Genomic DNA, 21288 nt, shown 5'->3' on the forward strand with positions numbered 1-21288 from the left:
CTTAATATTGGATTATTTTGTGCGTATTAAGTTTAAACCTATGATTCTGCCGCAGCAAGTACTAACTCGCTCAGAGTGGGGTGGGCGTGTACAGTCTTGGCAATGTCTTCCAATGTGCCTCCGTTCGACATAAGGAGAGTAACCTCGTGAATCAGGTCTGACGCATGTGCACCAAGTATTTGTGCCCCAAGCACTTTACCGTTCTCATCTGCAAGTATCTTCACAAGACCTTCGTCGGCACCGAGCGACAGTGCCTTTCCGTTGGCACGGTAGAAGTATTTATGCGATTTATAGTCAATGTCGGCATCTTTCAGTTGTTCTTCACTACGTCCAACAGATGCAAGTTCTGGCACTGTGAACACCGCGCTTGGGATAATCTCCAGGTTGATTTCACTTTCATTGCCAAGAATATGGTCGATGGCACGATAGCCCTGGAAAGTTGCAGCATGAGCCAAAGGACAAATCCCGTTGATATCGCCGATGGCATATATTTCTGGAATGTTAGTCTGCATGTCTGCATTAACTTCTATGCCACGGCGCGTGTAAGAAATACCTACCTCATCAAGATTAAGACTCTCAAGATTCGCAGCGCGCCCAACAGCCATAAGGACACAATCAGCATTCACCGATGCTTCCTTGCCTTTTTCTGTGAAGCAGACTTCAGAACTGCCGTCTTCCAATGTCTTCACTGCTGTAACGGCAGCATCAACGTGGAAAGATATGCCTCTCTTCTTCAATGATGTGCGAAGGCGCTTGGCAATGTCCTTGTCAAGATTGGGAAGCACTTCCTTGCAGAATTCCACAACAGTAACCTCGCTGCCAAAACTGTTGAATATAGAAGCAAACTCCAGACCGATAACACCACCGCCTATCACGCAGAGTCGCTTTGGCAGAGACGTCATGTCCAAGAGTTCAGTTGAAGTAACGACGTTCTCAGAATGTGCACCTTCTATAGGAAGAAACTTGCTTACACTGCCTGTTGCAATGATGATGTGCTTTGCAGAAAGTTCTTCCACACTGCCGTCAGGCTTGGTCACGCAAACTGTATTTTTATCCTTAAACGAGGCTTTGCCGTTCACAAGAGTTATCCCTGGCGACTTCATCAAGCCAGCCACGCCGCTTGTCAACTGAGCCACGACCTGATTTTTCCTCTCGATGGCTACCTCAAGATTGAATGTGATGTTTTCTGCATTGATGCCCAATGATGAAGCACCGCGTATTTCATCGAGCATTTCTGCACTGTGGCAGAGGCATTTTGTTGGTATGCAACCCTCATTGAGGCATGTGCCACCAAGATGTTTCGACTCGACGATGGTTACCTGAAGTCCAAGTTTTGCAGCCCTAACTGCTGTTTCGTAACCGCCAGGTCCGGCACCAATAATGATTAAGTCTGTCATATTATCTTTGTATTTGATAAGATAAGGACGCGCCCCATTATTAAAGTATGTGAGCGCGTCCGTTGGCTTTAATTAAAATCGTACTTGAAAATAGCATCTTTTACCGCCTTCACGTCATCAAGACGTCCTACTGGTGTGTGGTGAGGAGCAGACTTCACATATTCACGATTGTCGCGCGCTTCCTCTGCTATTTCCTTCATCACGGCAATGAACTCATCGAGCGTATCTTTGCTCTCCGTCTCCGTAGGCTCTATCATCAGTGCCTCATGGAACAGAAGCGGGAAGTAGATTGTCGGAGCGTGGAAACCATGATCAAGGAGGTTTTTAGCCACTTCCAAAGTCGTAACATGTCCATCGTCATGATGGTCGCCGCCATATTCAGGACGCAATCCGTCAAACACGAATTCATGCTTGCAAAGACCGTCGATGGGCAAAAGATAGTGCGACTTCAGGCTTTCCTTGATATAGTTGGCATTCAGTGTGGCAAGTCGTCCTGCCATGTTGATGCCGTCCCTGCCAAGCGAGAGCAGGTAAGCGTATGCGCGGACGAGGATGCCATAATTGCCAAGATAGCACGACACACTGCCTAAGGCTTCACCGTTCTTGGTCAATGAGAAACTGCCATCAGCATTTTTCACTACGCGAGGATTGGGAAGATATGCCTCCAGACCTTGACGCACACCGACAGGACCGCTACCGGGACCACCACCGCCATGAGGAGTGGAGAATGTCTTGTGAAGATTTATGTGCATCACGTCGAAGCCCATATCGCCAGGACGACACACACCAAGCATCGGGTTGAGGTTGGCGCCGTCATAGTACATCAGGCCACCACAGTCGTGAACAAGGCGGGCTATGTCGGGAATCTTGGTCTCAAATATGCCCAGCGTGTTCGGATTCGTCATCATCATGCCCGCAATGTCGTCGCCAAGAAGCGGCTTCAAGTCTTCAACGTCAACAGTGCCGTCTGGTGTGGACTTCACCTCAACTATCTGAAAACCGCAAACGGCTGCCGATGCGGGATTAGTGCCGTGTGCAGAGTCAGGAACGATAATCTTCGTGCGCTTTTCGTCGCCACGGCGTTGGTGATAGGTGCGTATAATCATCAGGCCCGTCAGTTCACCGTGTGCGCCGGCAAATGGATTTAGTGTGAACTCGCTGAGGCCGGAAATCTCTGACAATATCTTCTGAACTTCATAGTACAACTCTAATGCACCCTGAACAGACGCGGAGGGTTGAAGTGGATGCAGGGCTGTGAATGCTGGAAGGGCTGCCACTTCTTCGTTTATCTTGGGGTTGTACTTCATTGTGCAACTGCCCAAGGGATAAAAACCTGTATCTACACCGAAATTGTTGTTCGACATGTTGGTGTAGTGGCGGGCTACGGTCTGCTCGTCTGCTTCAGGCAAGTGGAGCGATGTTGTGCGTTTCACTGATGCAGGAAGACTTTCGCAACCGGTTGCTTCAACTTCGCACGTCGGAAGACTGTAGCCTGTGCGACCGGTCCGTGATAATTCGAATATCAGTTTGCCATAAAATACATTGTTCATAATCTGTCCTCCTAATTATTATTTAGCAAGTGAAACTAATAGGTCCATTTCTGCTTTCGTGCGCTGTTCGGTAACGGCAACGAGCAATTTGTTGTTGTCAACCTTCACGCCAGCCAATATGCCTTCTTCGGCGCACTTCTTGATGAGTGCATCAACGTCTCCGTCGTATGTAAGGCAGAATTCGTTGAGGAAAGGTGCGTCGTATGTCAGTTTGAAATGTCCGGTGCCAACGAGAGCGTCACAAAGATAATGCGCGTTCTTCATAGAGATGTCATTCACCTCGACAAGCCCTTTAGGTCCCATCAAGGAGAGGTATATGGCAACGTAGAGGCACATGATGCCTTGTGCGGTGCAGATGTTCGATGTCGCCTTTTCGCGACGAATGTGCTGCTCACGCGCCTGCATGGTCAGCACGAATGTACGCTTGCCTTCGGTGTCTTCTGTCTGACCTACGATGCGGCCCGGCATCTTGCGGATAAGTGCACTTTTGACACAGAGATAGCCAATGTACGGACCTCCATAGTTGAGTGGCAGACCAAGCGATTGAGCATCGCCGCAGGCAATGTCGGCACCCCATTCGCCGGGCGATTTCAGCACGCCTAAAGGACTGGCAGGACCTGTGATTACAAGCAAAGTCTTCTGAGTATGGCATTCATCAGCAAGACCTGTAAAGTCTTCCACTATGCCGTAATAATTAGGCTGAGCAACAATTAAACCTGCCACATCCCCTTCTGCAAGTTTTGCTGAAATGCTTTTACGGTCGCTTTGTCCATCCTTTGCAGGAACAATCTCAAGATTGATGCCATGGAAGTGAGCGTACGTTTTCAATACGTCTAATACGGCAGGGTTAAGTGTGCCGCTTGCAAGGACACGGTTGCGTTTTTTCGATGCAGCGCAGGTCATCATCATGGCTTCAGCAGTGGCTGTAGCGCCGTCGTACATGCTGGCATTCGATACGTCCATACCTGTAAGGTTCGACATCATCGTCTGGTATTCGAAGATGTACATCAGCGTGCCTTGAGAAATTTCAGCCTGGTAGGGTGTGTAGGATGTGAGGAACTCACTGCGCGATGTGATGTAAGGGATAACACTCGGTGTGTAATGGTCGTATGCGCCTGCACCTGCAAAGCATGTCAAAGGTTTGTTCATGGCAGACAAACGCGCAAAAATGGAGCGTATCTCTGCCTCTGACTTGCCTTCGGGAAGATTCAGTTCGCCTTTGAGTTTCAATTCTTCAGGTATCTCGGCAAATAGGTCGTCAAGACTCTTGACACCTATAAGGTCGAGCATCTGGCGAATGTCTTCGTCTGTATGTGGAAAATATCTGTGCATGTCTAGTTAAATAAACTCTATGTTATTAAATAAGGTATGTTCTATTTATTAAAGATGGATAAATTATCAGAATCAATAGAACATACCTTAAGGAGGCAAGGAAGAAAATCCTTCCCGGTCTCCTTTTATCGGTTCATTACAGTGAATTTACTTGCAAAGAGGTTCGTAGTCGGCTGCTGAAAGCAGATTGTCCAGTTCAGACTTGTCGCTCAGTTCAACCTTGATAATCCAGTTTTCAAACGCGTCCTGATTTACCAATTCGGGCTCATCTTCCAACGCTTCGTTGATTTCAACTACTTTTCCGCTTACCGGAGAAATGAGGTCGCTGGCTGCTTTTACACTTTCTACTGCACCGAACACTTCGCCTGCTTCTACTTCGTCGTCAACCTCGGGCATATCTACATACACCACGTTGCCTAATTGGTTTTGAGCATAGTCGGTAATGCCGATGTAACCGAAGTCGCCTTCTACTTTAACATACTCATGACTCTCTGCATAATAGAGTCCTTCAATGATTTTTGCCATTTCTATTAAAAGTATTTATTTGGGTTTATTATTTCTTGTAACTCTTCTTGTAAAAACGTTTCTTGGTAACAACTCCCTCGTGTGTCTTGCGGTGAATCTTCACGAGCAGTGGAGTGTCGAGTGCCGCACATTTGATGTCAACAAGCGCCATGCAAACACTCTTTCCTGTGCTGATAGAGTTATAACCTGTAGTAACGGTGCCAACGACTTCTTCGCCCGACAGCACTTCGTAGCCATGGCGGGGAATGGCGCGGCCTTTCAGTTCGATGCCCACAATCTTTCGACGAAGACCTTCGGCTTTCTGTTTAACCAAAGCATCCTTGCCAATGAAGTCTTCTTTGTCCAGTTTGCAGAACATGCCCAAACCTGCTTCCAAGGGAGTGATATCGTCGGAGAGTTCATCGCCATAGAGTGGAAGACCTACTTCAAAGCGAAGCGTGTCGCGGCAACCCAGACCACAGGGAAGAGCCTTGCCGCTCTCGATAATCTTGTCCCAGCACGTCTGGATAAAGGCATGGCTGCCGTAAATCTCGAAGCCGTCTTCACCGGTATAACCCGTACGGCTGATGATGATAGTCTCGCCTGCAGTTTCTATGGTCTTGAAGGTGTAGAACACGAGGTCCTTGCATTCCAGTCCGAGTACGCTTTCCACAACAGCCTCAGCCTCAGGACCTTGAATGGCAACCTGGCCGTAATAGTCGCTCTGGTTTTCAGTTACAACGTCGAACTGCTTGGCGTTTTCTTCTATCCAGGCATAATCCTTGTCAATGTTGGCTGCATTGATAACGAGGAAGAACTTCTCATCGCCCATTTTGTAAACGAGGAGGTCGTCAACCGTACCGCCGGTTGGATGGAGCATCATTCCATAGAAAATCTTACCAACCTCGGCGCCGCTGATGTCGTTAGTGAAGATGTACTGCACAAATTTCTCAGCCTCTTTGCCAGTTACGACCACTTCGCCCATGTGGCTCACGTCGAAAATACCGCAGTGCTCTCTTACGGCATTGTGTTCTTCTATGATGGTTGAATACTGTATCGGCATATCAAAACCGCCGAAAGGCACCATCTGGGCGCCCAATTTGATGTGTCTGTCGTGCAGGCACGTAATTTTGGTTTCTGACATTATTTTAAGATGTTCTTAATGATTATTTTATTCATTGTCTGAAAAGTGCCTCAAAATTACGAAAAAATATTACACAAAAAGTATTTCCCTGCTATTTGTTTTCTTTTTCCTCACTTTTCAGGTGTGGAGCATATCTATAAGAACAGATGTGCTTAGCCCGCGGATGCTACGTTCAGGGTGGTGCGTCAGTACGGCATCGGTCAAGTCTTTATGAGTAAAAGGAACGCCACGAAATGCTGTGGAGAAAGCAGATTGGGCATCTTCCAACTCAAAAAAGTCGCCGGAGAGCGTCACGTCTTTGATTATACTCCCAAGTAGGCTGAAACTTATGGTTATTTCACCGCAATGGTCGATATGACGGCTGAATGTTTCTACTATTCCGCTTACATTGCCCCACAGATATTCGTCAGTGTAATATGTAGCCTCAATCTTTTCAATCTCTCTGATGTCGTCAGAAGTAAACGACAAGGAACGGGAGCAAAGTACCTTTGTGAGTTCTGATCTCAATTCTTGAATACTTCCCAAATAGTAGTCTTTGATAAATCCCACGCGCGTACGGACACTCTGCACACCCCGGGCTTTAAGTTTTTCGGGTGCGGGCAACAGTGATTTTTGCATCAGTTCCATTGTCGTGTCGTAAAGCATTGTGCCATGCACGATATTTCGGTTGGTCAGGTGGTAGAAAGCATTACCGCAAATTTTTCTGCCATTTTCGAGCAGGATGTCATTCCTACCCGACACTTCAACAGGCACACCAACCTCCGTAAGCGCATCTGCCATGCGCTTTGAATAGACACCGAACACCGTTTCCACATCCCCGCCGTAAGTAACAAGACTCCACATGATATTGTTCCTGTCGGCAAAAACAGCACCACCACCGCTTTTCCGGCGGATAATGTCAATGCCGTTTCCCCTGCAAAAGTCAATGTCCAATTCCTTATGAGCCACCTGATTGCGCCCTATAACCACAGTCTTGTTCAATATCCACGAAAACAAGTAACTGCCCTCTGGAAATGTGCGTGCAACATATTCCTCTGCCGCCAGATAGAATGCAGCGCGACGAGGAATACCATCATCAGGAAAAACAATTTCAACAGCAGGAAAAAAAAACTTCGTCATTTCGTTATTCTACTAAAATATCTGATGCAAAAATAAGCAATAAATAAAGTAAAAACATACTATTTGTTATCTTTGTGCGCAAATTCAAAGAAAATTCACCATGACGGTCTATCTCGATGTGCAACGCCTGACGAAATGGTTTGGAGAGCGGCTTCTTTTCGAAGACGTTTCCTTTTCCATTGCCAAAGGGCAACACGTGGCTCTGATTGCCCGTAATGGTACGGGGAAGACAACTCTGCTAAACATTTTGGCAGGCAAGGAGGATTACGATGAGGGCAGTGTTGTTTACCATCGCGACATCTCCGTGGCTTATCTCGAACAAAACCCGCAGTTTGACCCGGATGTCTCTGTCATTGATGCATGCCTGTTGCATACGGGTGAACTCGCTGAACTCATTGCCGAATATGAACGGCGGTTGGCGCTTAACGATGAGTCGGTCAACGAACTGCTCGAAGAGATGGACAGACGAGGGGCATGGTCGTTCGAGCACGAGGCTAAAGAAGTGCTCTCGAAACTGAAAATCTCAGACTTCGACAGGAAAATGGGTAATCTTTCAGGAGGAGAGGCTAAGCGTGTGGCATTGGCAAACTGCCTGCTTGCTGAGCCCGACCTGATGATTCTCGACGAGCCCACTAACCATCTTGACCTTGGCATGACGGAATGGCTGGAAAAGTATTTGTCACGGAGCAACAAGGCGATTCTTATGGTGACGCACGACCGTTACATGCTCGATGCGGTCTGTACACAAATAATAGAACTCGACGGACAGACAATCTTTTCCTATCCCGGCGACTATGAGCGCTATCTCGAAAGGCGGGCGGACCGTATGTCGGCGGCAGATGCCAGTATGGCACGTGCAAACAACCGCTACAGACGGGAACTTGAATGGATGAGACGTATGCCGAAGGCGAGGGGCGGCAAGGCAAAGTACAGGAAAGATGCTTTTGCAGAACTCGAGCAGAAGGTCAAACAGAGACATGAAGAGCAAAATGCAAGGTTGGAGATGAAAGCCACATATATTGGGGCGAAAATATTCGAGGCGCAGTACGTCTCAAAATCATTTCAGAACGGAGAAGCACCACCAACGGTAATACTCAAGGATTTTTACTACAACTTTTCGCGCTACGAGAAAATGGGCATAGTGGGCGACAATGGTAGCGGGAAATCTACGTTTGTAAAACTCCTTCTCGGCGAACTGCAACCTGACGAAGGACGCTTCGTAATAGGTGAAACAGTGAAGTTCGGCTATTATTCGCAGGAAGGGCTTCCGCTCGATAAAGACATGAAAGTGATAGACGCAGTGCGCCAAATAGCAGAAACAGTTGATCTTGGGGGCGGAAAGCGGATTTCATCCATGCAATTCCTCAACCATTTCCTTTTTCCGCCTAAAAAGCAGCAGGATTATATCTACAAACTTTCAGGAGGAGAACGACGACGACTGCAGTTGTGCATGGTACTGATGAAAGCACCGAACTTCCTTATCCTTGATGAGCCGACCAACGATCTGGACATCGCCACCTTGCAAATTCTCGAAGAATTCCTCATTGACTTCAAGGGTTGCGTCATAGTAGTAAGTCACGACCGCTATTTCACAGACAGAGTGGTGGATCATCTCCTTGTATTCAAGGGTAATGGCATCATTAAAGATTTCCCAGGCAATTATACCCAGTATAGGCAATGGCAGAATCAGCAGAATGATACAGAAAAGCAGGAAAAGACCAGACAACCGAACAGCAAGCCTAATGAGATCGTTTCAGAACGTCCGAGAAAAAGAAAGATGACGTTCAATGAAAAACGAGAATTTGAACAACTCGAAAAGGATATTGAAAACCTCGAAGCCGAAAAGAGTGAGATAGAAACAGCACTGTGCAGTGGCACTCTTAGTGTTGAAGAACTAACACAACTCAGCAAACGCTTGCCCGAACTCAACGAAGTACTCGACGAAAAGTCCATGCGATGGCTCGAACTATCAGAAATATAGGTGTTTCTATAGATTTCTATAGCTTCTATAGCTTCTATAGTTTCTATAGTATCTATAGCTTCTATAATCTCTATAACTTCTATAAAAACAAGGAATCTACCCTTTCCCCTCAAGTATCTCCATATACTTCTCGTAAGATATAAACTCTCCGCCCATAGAGCGCAAATGTGGTGTCTCAAACTGACAATCAATGAAATGCCAACCATGTTCGTTGAGTCTCTGCGCCAAGGTAATCAGAGCAAGTTTTGATGCACTTGGAACAAAGGAGAACATACTCTCGCCGAAAAAAGCGTTTCTTAAGGTTACGCCATACAGACCTCCCACTAACTGCCTGTCTATCTGATTATAGCACTCCCAAACCTCAACACTTGCAGCATAACCCATGTGATGAAGTCTGGTGTATGCGCTGATAATGTCAGGACTGAGCCAGGCGGCCTCTTCTTTATTACGGTCATCCACCTTTGAACAATTTTCAATCACACCTTCAAAGTCCTCGTTGAACGTAACAACGTATTTCTGTTGCCTGATAAGTTGCTTCATCGAGTGGCTGACATGTATTTTGTCCGGAAATATCACAAATCTTTCCAAAGGGCAATACCAGTGAGGACCGGGACAGATGCGATAAGAGAACCACGGGAAAAAGCCGTTGCTGTAAGCAAGTTTCAGACGCTCTGCCGACAAATCACCTCCCACAGCAACTAACCCATCCGGATTGCCCAAATGTGGGTCGGGGAACCACAATTTTTCATCCAATCTGAAGACTGCCATCTTTAATACTTATTGTAACGTTTCCGCCATCTTTAAGACTTCCAAACAGTATCTCACGCATCAATATAGGTTTCAGACGTTGTGCGATGACCCTGTCCATCTCGCGCGCTCCATACTCAGGCGTGAAACCTTCTTTGAGTAGATAGTCGAACGCATCTGTGGATAAAGTCATAGACACATGCTTGGCTTCAAGTTTTGCATCCAGCTCGCGCAATTTCTTTTGCAAGATCAGTGTTGCCATTTCGCGGCTCATATCATTAAATACGACCGACCCAGATAGCCTGTTGAGAAATTCTGGCTTGAAGGTCTTTTTCACCTGTCGCATCATGGCATCGCCACGACTGACGGAACTCTGAAAACCGACAGAGGCTTGGGACGCATATTGCGCACCGGCATTCGATGTCATGATGAGAACGACGTTCCTGAAGTCGGCATGCCGACCTTTGTTGTCTGTAAGTCGCGCATAGTCCATCACCTGAAGCAGGATGTTATAGATGTCTTCGTGTGCCTTTTCTATCTCGTCGAGCAGCAGTACACAATTAGGCGACTTGCGAATGGCATCCGTCAGCAGCCCGCCATCTTCATAGCCTACGTATCCTGCAGGTGAACCTATGAGTTTTGCAACAGTGTGCTTTTCTGTGTATTCACTCATGTCAAAACGGACGAGTTCAATACCAAGTTCGCGAGCCAGTACACGTGCAACCTCAGTCTTGCCCACACCCGTAGGACCGACGAACAGCAATGAAGCGAGCGGCTTGTTGTCGTCAAGCAGCCCAGCCCGCGACATCTGCACCGATTCCACCACCTGGCGGATGGCTTCATCCTGACCGTATATCTGCTCCAGCATACGTGGCGCAAGGCTCTCAAGGTTTTGATAATCCACATCTGCCGCTTCTGACAACGCATCCACTTTACACGTCTTTGCTAATACATCTGCTATCTCCTTCTTGCCTATCACGCTGTCGTTATCTCCTATCTCCATCGCTGCACCTGCTTCATCTATCAAGTCGATGACCTTGTCGGGCAAAAAACGGTCGTGAATATGTTTAATACTCATTTCTACGGCAAAGTCGATTGCCTCGTCGCTGTACTTAACACCATGAAACTCCTCATATCGCGGTTGCAACTGATGTACGATGTGTTTGGTTTCATCCGACGTTGGTTCCGGAATGTCTATCTGCTGAAATCGGCGGATCATGCCTTTAGAACGAGAGAAATAGCGGTTATATTCATCGTAGGTGGTAGAACCTATAAAACGAACATTGCCCGATTCAAGATAAGGTTTCAGCATGTTCGATGCATCCATCGCACCATCGCTCGTTGCTCCGGCACCAACTAATGTATGTATTTCGTCGATATAAACTATGTTGTTGTTGCCCTCTTCGCACACACCATCCATAATTTGCTTTATGCGGTTTTCGAAATCGCCACGGTAATGTGTGCCAGCCAGCAGTGTGCCCATGTCCAACTGATAGATGCGGCTGCCCAGCAACCGTTTAGGCACACGCCCTTCTTCTATCATCTGGGCAAGTCCCCATATAAGCGCAGTCTTGCCCACACCCGGTTCACCCACATGGAGCGGATTGTTCTTTTCGCAACGACAGAGCACCTGAATGGTGCGCTGTAGTTCTGCTTCACGGCCAATGAGAGGGTTCTGCTGCTGATAATGTTCATTCATGCAGACCACCAACCTTTTCCATTGCTGGTCAACCTCTTCGTCTTTGCTCTTTTCCTCAAAGTTGTTATACTCTACAAGACTGATGAGTTCACTCATGAATTCGGCATCTCTGCCGTCAAGGCAGTCTCTCAGTATGAAAGATGCCCACGACTCACTTAGTTCTAAAATGCCACCTACATAATGGGGTATGTCTGTAAGTTCTGTACCGCTTGAAGATTGAAAACGAAAGGCAATAAAATCCAACTGATCCATCTGAAAGGACAACTGAGGCTTGTAATCATAGTCGTCAGGTATCCTGTCAATCTGAGTGAAGAACTCTTCTATACGCTCTTTTAACTTCTTCGGGTTATAGAACATGTTCAGAGCAGTGTAGAATTCGTCATTCTCTGTCAGTACATACAATAAGTGCTCGGGCATCAGAAACTCATTCCTGTTGTTTATACAGTAGGCCCATGCGTGGTTGAATACGACTTTTAATCTTTCAGTAGTAGCCATCTTTTGTCTTCATTCTTCTTCGGGTTCAACAATAAGGCGAAGCGGATAGCCGTATTTACGCGCCATCTTGGTGGCCTTCTCTACTTTTGACGTGGCGATGTCGTAGGTGTAAATGCCTACGACAGCCCTATTGGAATTGTGGACTTCAAGCATCAGGGCTTCAGCCTTTTCTTTCGACATGAAAAATACTTCCTTAAGTACTATGACCACGAAATCCATGGTGGTGAAGTCGTCATTGCACATGACAACCCTGTAACGGCGCGGCTCTTTTAACTGGATATGTGTCCGTTCTTTTATGTTGCTTTGTTCTTGTGCCATATCAGTCAATTTTCAGATTTAAGCAGAAATCTCTGTAAATGTATGTTAATATAGTATGTTTCTCGTTTTATTTCAAAAATTTAACGCAAAAATTTGTTGCATACAAACTTTGATGCAAATATCATAATTTTTTTTGAATATTGCAAACTTTGAACGGTTCAATCTGACAACATAGTTATCAGACATTATACATAACCATAAAAGTTGAGATTTTTTCTTGATATATTTCTGCTATATTTTGTCCGTTGCTTCATTTTGCGTACTTTTGTAAATTGAATTTATATACAATTTACATGACACCTTTCTTTATAGCAGGTCCTTGTGTTATTGAAAGTGCTGAATTGCTTGATATTGTGGCATCTCGGTTGGTTGAAATACGCAAGAACTGTAACTTGACGATATACTTCAAAGCCTCGTTCGACAAGGCTAATCGTACTTCTGTACGTTCTTTCAGAGGACCAGGTCTTGAAAAAGGCTTGCAGATGCTTGCCGACGTCAAGCAGAAGTATGACTTGCCGCTGCTAACTGATATTCACGAAAGTTATCAGGCAGAAGCGGCAGGACAGGTTGTCGATGTCATACAGATACCCGCCTTCCTTTGCCGTCAGACAGACTTGCTGGTTTCTGCCGCTAAGACGGGATGTGTGCTCAATGTAAAAAAAGCGCAGTTTCTCAGTGGCGACGACATGAAATATCCGGTAGAGAAGTGCAAAGATGCAGGAGCACGCGAGGTGTGGCTTTCAGAGAGAGGAAACACTTTCGGGTATAACAACCTTGTGGTTGACTTTAGGAACATACCCATAATGAAGCAATATGCTGACAAAGTGGTGATGGATTGTACGCACAGTGTGCAGCGTCCCGGGGCGGCAGGAGGAAAGACGGGCGGCGACCGGAACTTTGTCCCTGCAATGGCTATGGCAGCAAAGGCTTTTGGCGCTGACGGCTATTTCTTTGAAACTCATCCCAACCCGGATCAGGCACTCAGTGACGGACCAAACATGATAGAACTGGACAAATTAGAAAACCTCATCAAACAACTTGCCAAACAAGATGATTACCAACTCGAAATATAAAGAAGTTGCCATAGATTGCCTCAAAGTAGAAGCAGAGGCGTTGATTGGCTTGATACCAAATATCGACGAAGATTTCGACAAAGCCGTAGAACTCATCATAGAGTGTTCTGGCAAGGTCATTGTTACGGGCGTAGGAAAAAGCGGACATATAGGGGCTAAAATTGCAGCCACGCTTTCATCCACTGGCACACCAAGTTTCTTCGTCAATCCTCTTGATGTTTTCCATGGCGATCTGGGCGTGATTACCACGAGCGATGTGGTGCTTGCCATATCTAATTCAGGACAGACAGACGAACTGCTGAGGTTTCTGCCTTACCTTACTGAAAGAAGTATACCTGTCATCGGTATGACGGGGAATCCCAATTCACTTCTGGCGAAGAATGCCACGGTTCACCTGAACGCTGCAGTACATAGAGAAGCCTGTCCGTTAGGTCTTGCACCTACCGCATCAACCACGGCAACCCTTGCTCTTGGCGATGCTTTGGCTTGCGCACTGATGGAAGCAAGAGACTTTCAGGAGTCGGACTTCGCCCAGTTCCATCCCGGCGGCACTCTTGGCAAACGCCTGCTGACAAAGGCGGTGGATGTGATGTACACAGAAGACCTTCCTGTTATTTCCGGAAAGATGAAACTCAGTGAGGCAGTGATTCACATGAGCAGAGGACGTCTTGGGCTATGTGTTATAGTAGAGGACGACAAACTCAAAGGCATCATCACCGACGGCGACGTGCGCAGGGCGATGGAACGCAATCAAAGCACATTCTTTGAACTTACGGCAGAAAACATCATGACGCCAAAGCCAAAGACCATTTCGCCAAATACACGAATAGCAGAAATAGACAAGATTCTGCATAAGAACAAGATACACGCAGTTATTGTAACGGATAACGAACAGCATGTGCTGGGAATTGTAGATTCCTTCAGCACACAACTATAATCTCGTATGATAATAGGAAAATTAGTAAACATCAACAGACTCAGAATAAAGATAATGGGTCTGTTGCTGCTTTTTGGTTTTAATAATAATGCCTTTGCTCAATGCGACAGTGCACTCGTCAGATTTCTCAGCGAGAAATATGATGTGAATTTCTCTGACAATAACCGCATGGTCATCTTCAAGAATGGCGAGGAGAAATTCAGGGACATGTTTGAGGCTATACGTCAGGCAAAGAGTACGGTTCATTTGGAATACTTCAATTTTCGCAACGACTCCGTGTCTGCATGTCTCTTCGACATCCTTGCAGAAAAAGTTAAGCAGGGTGTGAAGGTCAGGGCACTATTCGACGGCTTTGGCAATTCTTCAAACAACCGTCCGCTCAAGGAATATCATCTGAAGAAGTTGCATGAACAAGGCATTGAAATTTATGAGTTCGACAAAGTGAAATTCCCGTGGGTCAACCATGTGTTCAACAGAGACCATCGAAAGATAGTCGTGGTGGATGGCATGACGGCATACACCGGCGGGATGAATGTGGCAGACTATTATGTCGTTGGAAAACCTGAATTTGGTGATTGGCGCGACATACACGTTAGGGTTGAAGGAGAAGTGGTCAACGATTTGCAAAAAATTTTCGTAGATTTCTGGAACAAGGTTACCAAGCAACAAGTGTCTGGAGATACACTGTTTCTCGCAGACGAGGGACTAAAACGGGAATTTAACAATCTGAAACAAGATACCTGTTCTTCAGCAGGAAAAAAAATAATAGGAGTGGTGGACCGCGTGCCCAACAAAACCCCTAAAATCATCCGACAGACCTTTGTGAAATGCATTGACAATGCAGAAAAGCAAATTCAGGTCATCAACCCGTATTTCACACTGAACAGAAAAATCAGACGTGCATTCAGAAGGGCACTGAAAAGGGGAATTGACGTCCAAATCATGGTTTCTGCCACAAGCGACATACCTGTAACGCCGCGCGCAGTGGAACACGAAGTGCATCGCTTGATGAAGAAAGGTGCAAAAGTGTATATGTACACAGGCGGTTTCCATCACAGCAAAATCATGATGGTGGATAGTTGTATGAGTTTCATAGGGTCCGCCAACCTGAACAGCAGAAGCCTGTCGTGGGATTATGAATGTAATCTCCTGATAGCCGACAGACCTACGACTCTCGCTCTACAGCAAATTTTTGAGGAAGACAAACAGACTCGGTGCTTCGTGTTGGATGAAAAAGCATGGAAATCATTCTCCAAGTCCAGAAGGTTCCAGTGTTGGATATACCAGTTCCTGACACCATTCCTCTGAATGTCTAAGTAGAATTTTCTTAAAGATGGGAAATACAAATAAGATGAAAAGTAACTCTCTGAATATGGCAAAAGGTCTGCTTTTGATCCTTTTTGTCCTCTCTGAATGTACATCAATTCCAGATGTGGGTGGGTTCCTCGCTATGTTTTGTCTGCCTGCATTGTTTATGGCAATAGGCAGCGCCTTCGACACTGCCTTGCTGCAAAATAAAACGAAATTTATCAAGCGTTGCTTCAGGCGGATATACATACCATTCGTTGTTTTTGCGCTCATTTTCCTTTTCTTGCACAATCTGCTGTCATGGATCGGTGTTGTTTCGCATGACAGTATTTATACATGGGCTAAAGGCAATCAGAATGCGTGGAGCATTGTCTGGAATATGTCGGGCTTTGATGAAGAGATGTGCGGCCCCTTTTGGATATTCCGGGCACTTTTTCTGGGGTCAGTGTCCTATCTGGTCATTTACTCTCTGTGTAAGAAACTGTCCTATTTTACTGATGAAAAAGAGGTGAGATGGGCTGTAGTAACCATCAGTGCCTTACTTCTGATTTGGCAGGTATTGTCTGGTGTGAAAGTTACGGGTGTTGACGGTGGAGGTTACAGAGAACTGATGGCGCTCTTCTTTATGGCATGTGGAGCACTGTACAATATATATAGAAATGAGTTACGCATCAACTGGATTTGGATATTGGTGTTGATGATGTTGCTTGTTGCTTCATATCTGTTGATGCCTGCACAACTCGAAATGCAAGCCAACATTTTTGAAACACTTAAACTACTCCTTCCAACTATTGCGGCATTCCTGCTCATTGATACATTTACCTCATTATTCGATGACGAGAGCGCAGTAAAGCAATCGTTGAGACATGTGGGAAGTCGCGCAGTGTATGTCATTGCTTGCATTGTGGCAGGTCTTAAAATTGCATCGATGCTGGTCATAGCATTCTCTTCTGCAGCATGGACTGAATTAGAGAAAACAAATGTAGTCAAGATAGGAGATGGCTTCTCGTTTACAGATATTTTGTATTTCATCTTCGGCCTGGGCTTCCCTCTGCTCGTGTGCTACATCTTTAACAAACTTGACGTACGCTACCACATGGATTTCGCCAAAATAGTGGAGTTTATAGTATCACTTTTGAAATTCATTTTGGTTACGCTCTTCAAATTCGTTGTTCTGCTATTCCATTTCATTGTAGATTTGGCAAAAGGAATCGCATCAGTCATCAGGGACTTCTGGAAAGCGTCCAATCCAAAAGATGATTGAGTCTAAACAGTTGAGACTCATTGAAGTCATATACTATGCTGTGAAAGTGTCGCAACAAGAAAAAAAAGCGGTGGGTTGCTAAATATGAACTAGCAACCCACCGCTTTTGTGTTTGTGTGTCGTGTCTATTGATTGGCTGACAGCAGGAATTCCTGATTATTATAGGTGTTATTCATCTGACGCACGATAAACGTGATGGCTTCTACGGGGTTCATGTCTGCCAGGTGGTTGCGATATTGCTGCATGAAGTTGATGGTCTCGCTGTCTTGCAGCAAGTCATCGCGTCGTGTGCTCGATGCCGTGAGGTTTACAGCAGGATAGATACGCTTGTTGGCAATGTTGCGGTCAAGTTGCAATTCCATATTACCCGTTCCCTTGAACTCCTCAAAAATCACTTCGTCCATCTTGCTGCCCGTGTCAATCAGTGCCGTTGCAATGATGGTCAGCGACCCACCGTTCTCAATGTTTCGTGCAGCACCGAAGAAGCGCTTTGGCTTTTGCAGTGCATTGGCATCAACACCACCTGTAAGTACCTTGCCCGAAGCAGGTGCCACAGTGTTGTAGGCTCTCGCCAGACGTGTGATGGAGTCGAGGAAAATGACCACGTCGTGCCCACATTCAACCATGCGTTTAGCCTTTTCAAGTACAATATTGGCAATCTTTACATGGTGCGATGCCGGTTCGTCAAAGGTCGATGCAATGACTTCAGCCTTCACGGTGCGTGCCATGTCGGTAACTTCTTCAGGACGCTCGTCGATGAGGAGCATCATCAGATAGGTGTTGGGATGGTTCTCGGCTATGGCATTGGCAATGTCCTTCATCAGAAGCGTCTTGCCCGTCTTGGGCTGAGCCACGATAAGCGCACGCTGTCCTTTTCCGATGGGTGAGAATAGATCTACTATTCTTCGCGACAGACTCTCGCCGTTGCGTGAGCATAGTGTGAATTTCTCATCAGGAAATAGGGGGGTGAGATGCTCAAACGCTACTCTGTCACGTATCCTTGATGGTTCCAGTCCGTTGATGCGTTTCACATCTACCAATGAGAAGAACTTTTCGTTGTCGCGAGGTATTTTCACGATAACATCCACCACGTCACCCGTCTTAAGATTCCACTGTCGCACCTGATTGGGTGCCACGTAGATATCGTCGGGCGAGGTGAGGTAGTTGTAGTCGGACGAACGGAGGAATCCAAAACCTTCGGGCATTACTTCCAGCACACCGCTGCCTTCTATCTGTGCCTCTGGCAGAGCCATCACCTGACGTATCATTTCTGCCTCACTTTGCTGTTGCTGGCGGATGTTTACCTGAGTATCATGTTGTACGACAGTGGGAGGATTGTCCTTGAAACGGTGAAATTTTGTAGCAGTCGATGTGTTAGAATCATCGAAGCCAAAATTGCTACCGCTGTAAGTCATGGGCACATCTTCTATGATAATAAGTTCCTGACTGTTCAGTTCCTCTAACACCTGCTCGCGACTCTTGCTTTCAGCGGTCGCTTGCTCTTGGCTTTCTCCACTTTCAGCCTCTTTCTTTTCTGTGTTCAGATGTTGCTGCAGGGTTTGCTGGACAGTGGAAAAATCCACATGGTCATCCTGGCCGTTCCGCTCTGCGTTACTACGTATTTGCTCAGATAAGAATTCGGGTAGTTCGTCGGATGGCTTGCCTGACGTTTTTTCTGTGTCATTTGCAGTAGCAGCATTTTCTGCTGCGGCAAACAGGTCATTGCCAAACGTTGTCTGTCTTGGCTTCGGTTCGGCTGTATTTTGCATAGGATCTATGTCACTTGTGCCTTGCATCGTTCTGGTTGTGCTGCTTGCATCTATCTTCTCTGCATTACCATCGCTGGTGGCAGAATACACGCGGTTAAAACCTGCAGAACTGATGCGTGCCCGTTTGGGTTTAGGGGCAGTCTCTTGTGGCTCTTGCGGTGTGTTGGAAAGAATCTCGTCAATGAGCTCACTTTTGCGCTTTCCGCTAAGACGCTTGATGCCAAGTTCCTGTGCTATAGGACGAAGTTCGTCCAGCACCATGCTCTCAAGCATCTCTCTTGTATATTGCTTCATAATGTCTTTAATTTCAGTCTTTGTTGTATCCGTTGCATATTTTTCTTACATAATATGTTTCTTACATAATATGTGGCACATCAAGCAAGCATCATGGTTTATATACCTACTTAAACGCACTGTTGCGCGACGGAGATGATTAAATGTTGGGAAATGTTGATTATAGGTTGTAAAATCTAATGGAGGCTGAAAACCTCATTCGGAATGCAAAATTAGTCCTTTTTTCGTAACAGGCAAACTTTTATTGAAAAAAAACTTCAAATCCGCCCCTTTTTTGTATGTTTGCAATGATTTTATCATATTTTAGTAAGCAGATGAAACCACTGGCAGAAAGATTACGACCTCAAAGTCTCAAGGAATACATCGGGCAGAAACATCTTGTTGGCGAAGGTGCCGTGTTGAGCAACATGATATCTTCAGGACGTATCTCGTCCTTTATCCTGTGGGGACCTCCCGGAGTTGGGAAGACCACACTGGCTAAAATAATAGCGCAGACACTCGATATTCCTTTTTATACACTAAGTGCCGTGAGTAGCGGAGTCAAGGAAGTGCGCGATGTTATTGAAAGTGCAAGGAAAAATCAGTTTTTCGGCACACAGAGCCCTATACTCTTCATTGATGAGATACACCGCTTCTCAAAGAGCCAGCAAGATTCTCTTCTGGCTGCCGTGGAGACAGGGGCAATCACACTTATAGGTGCCACGACGGAAAATCCTTCGTTCGAGGTGATACGTCCGCTACTTTCAAGATGCCAGGTCTATACACTCCAGCCGCTTACTGAGGATGAACTGTTACAACTCCTTGACCGTGCCATCAATGAGGACATCGTTCTGAAAGAACGTCAGGTAAAAATGGAAGAAACTTCTGCCCTGATGAGATACAGCAGCGGTGATGCCAGAAAACTCCTGAACATCCTCGATCTTTTGTTGAACGCTTCCGATGAAGGCACGCTTGTCATCAATGACAAAATCGTTACAGATCGACTACAGCAAAATCCCATGGCGTATGACAAAGATGGCGAAATGCACTACGACATCATTTCGGCGTTCATCAAGAGTATCCGAGGAAGCGATCCTGACGCAGCACTTTATTGGTTGGCGAGGATGATAGAGGGTGGGGAAGACCCGAAATTCATAGCCCGCAGGTTGCTTATTTCTGCAGCAGAAGACATAGGGCTTGCGAATCCTAATGCACTGCTGCTCGCCAATGCCGCCTTCGATGCCGTGGCTAAAATTGGCTGGCCCGAAGGACGTATTCCTTTGGCAGAAGCAACGGTGTATCTTGCCACAAGTCCGAAGAGCAACTCAGCCTATATGGGTGTTAATAATGCCATATCGAAGGTGAAAGAGACAGGCAATCTCCCCGTGCCACTGCACTTGAGGAATGCGCCTACGAAATTGATGAAAAATCTGGGCTACGGCGAGAGTTACAAGTATCCACACGATTTTCCCGGACATTTCGTCAGTCAGCAGTATTTGCCCGACGAACTCAAAGACGAACACTTCTGGACACCTGCCGATAATCCGGCAGAAGACAAGTTGAAGGCACGAATGGGCGGATATTGGAAGTAGTAAAGGTTACAGGTTACATCTGCGCAAAGTCTTTTATGTATTGACTTTTGGCGCGATGTAACCTGTAACTTATTAGCCTTTTAATTCTATGCCGTTAAGACAAGTCGCAAATAATCAATAATTCTCTGCGCGAACCTGGAAATAACTCTGTGGGTGTGCGCATACGGGGCAAATTTCTGGTGCCTGCTTGCCTACGATGATATGACCGCAGTTGGAACATTGCCATACAGCGTCGCCTTCTTTTGAGAAGACCACCTTGTCCTCAATGTTCTTGAGCAGTTTACGATAGCGTTCTTCGTGTTCCTTCTCGATGGCACCTACCATTCTGAACTTCTCTGCTATTTCTGTGAAGCCTTCCTCGCGTGCTGTGCGTTCAAATTCTGCATACATGTCAGTCCACTCGTAGTTCTCTCCGGCTGCTGCATCTGCAAGGTTTTCAGTGGTCTGTGGAATTGCTCCGCCGTGCAGATACTTGAACCAAACCTTGGCATGCTCCTTTTCGTTCTTTGCCGTCTCTTCGAAGATGGAGGCCATCTGTACATAGCCATCCTTCTTTGCGCGTGATGCATAGTAGAGATATTTCGTATGTGCCTGAGACTCGCCTGCAAATGCGGCTTGCAGATTCTTTTCTGTTTGTGTACCTTTAATGTCCTTCATTTTGTTTGAAAATTTAATTAATTTGTTTTAATCGTTTGCAAATATAATACAAATTATCTTCTTGTAACGTTATATTTGAAACTTTCTCACTGTGGCGTTGTTTTTTTAGGATAAAATTTTGTAGTTTAG

The 21288-nt window shown here is 46.0% G+C and carries 17 protein-coding genes; 6 read left to right on the forward strand and 11 right to left on the reverse strand.

Going from position 1 to position 21288, the window contains the following annotated elements; genetic code table 11:
• Positions 1-38: 38 nt before the first annotated feature.
• The 6 genes from lpdA to C7Y71_RS01030 form a co-directional block, all read right to left on the reverse strand.
• Positions 39-1397 (reverse strand): dihydrolipoyl dehydrogenase, encoded by a 1359-nt coding sequence (gene lpdA, locus C7Y71_RS01005; RefSeq protein ID WP_111897906.1) that lies wholly within the window; start codon positions 1395-1397, stop codon positions 39-41.
• 68 nt (positions 1398-1465) lie between these two features.
• Complete coding sequence (gene gcvPB, locus C7Y71_RS01010; RefSeq protein WP_111897905.1) at positions 1466-2947, reverse strand: aminomethyl-transferring glycine dehydrogenase subunit GcvPB; 1482 nt, start codon at positions 2945-2947, stop codon at positions 1466-1468.
• 18 nt (positions 2948-2965) lie between these two features.
• A complete protein-coding gene (gcvPA, locus tag C7Y71_RS01015; protein ID WP_111897904.1) occupies positions 2966-4279 on the reverse strand; it encodes an aminomethyl-transferring glycine dehydrogenase subunit GcvPA in 1314 nt (437 codons plus the stop codon).
• 147 nt (positions 4280-4426) lie between these two features.
• On the reverse strand, positions 4427-4804 hold the full coding sequence (gcvH, locus tag C7Y71_RS01020; protein WP_111897903.1) for a glycine cleavage system protein GcvH: 378 nt from the start codon (positions 4802-4804) through the stop codon (positions 4427-4429).
• A gap of 28 nt (positions 4805-4832) precedes the next feature.
• Complete coding sequence (gene gcvT, locus C7Y71_RS01025; RefSeq protein ID WP_111897902.1) at positions 4833-5927, reverse strand: glycine cleavage system aminomethyltransferase GcvT; 1095 nt, start codon at positions 5925-5927, stop codon at positions 4833-4835.
• Positions 5928-6044: 117 nt separating this feature from the next.
• Positions 6045-7046: a lipoate--protein ligase gene (locus C7Y71_RS01030; RefSeq protein ID WP_111897901.1), complete on the reverse strand. Its 1002-nt coding sequence runs from the start codon at positions 7044-7046 to the stop codon at positions 6045-6047.
• 100 nt (positions 7047-7146) lie between these two features.
• Here C7Y71_RS01030 and abc-f point away from each other — a divergent pair, with 100 nt between their 5' ends.
• On the forward strand, positions 7147-9027 hold the full coding sequence (gene abc-f / locus C7Y71_RS01035) for a ribosomal protection-like ABC-F family protein (protein WP_111897900.1): 1881 nt from the start codon (positions 7147-7149) through the stop codon (positions 9025-9027).
• 96 nt (positions 9028-9123) lie between these two features.
• Here abc-f and aat read toward each other — a convergent pair whose 3' ends face one another.
• The 3 genes from aat to C7Y71_RS01050 are packed head-to-tail and all read right to left on the reverse strand — an operon-like array spanning position 9124 to position 12286.
• Positions 9124-9795, reverse strand: a complete 672-nt coding sequence (gene aat / locus C7Y71_RS01040) for a leucyl/phenylalanyl-tRNA--protein transferase (protein ID WP_111897899.1) — start codon at positions 9793-9795, stop codon at positions 9124-9126.
• Positions 9773-11968 carry an AAA family ATPase gene (locus tag C7Y71_RS01045; protein WP_111897898.1) on the reverse strand — a complete coding sequence of 732 codons (2196 nt, stop codon included), beginning with the start codon at positions 11966-11968 and terminating at the stop codon, positions 9773-9775. Before C7Y71_RS01045 ends, aat begins: the two co-directional genes overlap by 23 nt.
• Positions 11969-11977: 9 nt before the next feature.
• Entirely contained in the window at positions 11978-12286 is a 309-nt protein-coding gene (locus tag C7Y71_RS01050; RefSeq protein WP_111897897.1) for an ATP-dependent Clp protease adaptor ClpS, read from the reverse strand.
• Between the two features lie 293 nt (positions 12287-12579).
• On the opposite strand from C7Y71_RS01050, the gene kdsA reads away from it, so the two are divergent.
• From kdsA to C7Y71_RS01070, 4 genes are read left to right on the forward strand one after another with little or no spacing between them, the layout of a single operon-like run.
• On the forward strand, positions 12580-13359 hold the full coding sequence (kdsA, locus tag C7Y71_RS01055) for a 3-deoxy-8-phosphooctulonate synthase (protein ID WP_111897896.1): 780 nt from the start codon (positions 12580-12582) through the stop codon (positions 13357-13359).
• Complete coding sequence (locus C7Y71_RS01060) at positions 13337-14296, forward strand: KpsF/GutQ family sugar-phosphate isomerase (RefSeq protein ID WP_111897895.1); 960 nt, start codon at positions 13337-13339, stop codon at positions 14294-14296. The genes kdsA and C7Y71_RS01060 overlap by 23 nt, the downstream gene beginning before the upstream one ends.
• A 6-nt stretch (positions 14297-14302) precedes the next feature.
• Positions 14303-15604, forward strand: a complete 1302-nt coding sequence (locus C7Y71_RS01065; protein WP_111897894.1) for a phospholipase D-like domain-containing protein — start codon at positions 14303-14305, stop codon at positions 15602-15604.
• A gap of 43 nt (positions 15605-15647) precedes the next feature.
• The gene (locus C7Y71_RS01070; protein ID WP_193215934.1) at positions 15648-16868 is read left to right on the forward strand and encodes an acyltransferase family protein; all 1221 of its coding nucleotides are present in this window, start codon (positions 15648-15650) and stop codon (positions 16866-16868) included.
• Between the two features lie 125 nt (positions 16869-16993).
• Here C7Y71_RS01070 and rho read toward each other — a convergent pair whose 3' ends face one another.
• Complete coding sequence (rho, locus tag C7Y71_RS01075) at positions 16994-18931, reverse strand: transcription termination factor Rho (protein ID WP_111897892.1); 1938 nt, start codon at positions 18929-18931, stop codon at positions 16994-16996.
• 314 nt (positions 18932-19245) lie between these two features.
• On the opposite strand from rho, the gene C7Y71_RS01080 reads away from it, so the two are divergent.
• The gene (locus C7Y71_RS01080; protein ID WP_111897891.1) at positions 19246-20502 is read left to right on the forward strand and encodes a replication-associated recombination protein A; all 1257 of its coding nucleotides are present in this window, start codon (positions 19246-19248) and stop codon (positions 20500-20502) included.
• A gap of 114 nt (positions 20503-20616) precedes the next feature.
• Here C7Y71_RS01080 and rbr read toward each other — a convergent pair whose 3' ends face one another.
• A complete protein-coding gene (gene rbr, locus C7Y71_RS01085) occupies positions 20617-21159 on the reverse strand; it encodes a rubrerythrin (protein ID WP_111897890.1) in 543 nt (180 codons plus the stop codon).
• Positions 21160-21288: the final 129 nt, after the last annotated feature.

The organism is Pseudoprevotella muciniphila (genome assembly GCF_003265305.2).
Classification (GTDB): domain Bacteria; phylum Bacteroidota; class Bacteroidia; order Bacteroidales; family Bacteroidaceae; genus Alloprevotella; species Alloprevotella muciniphila.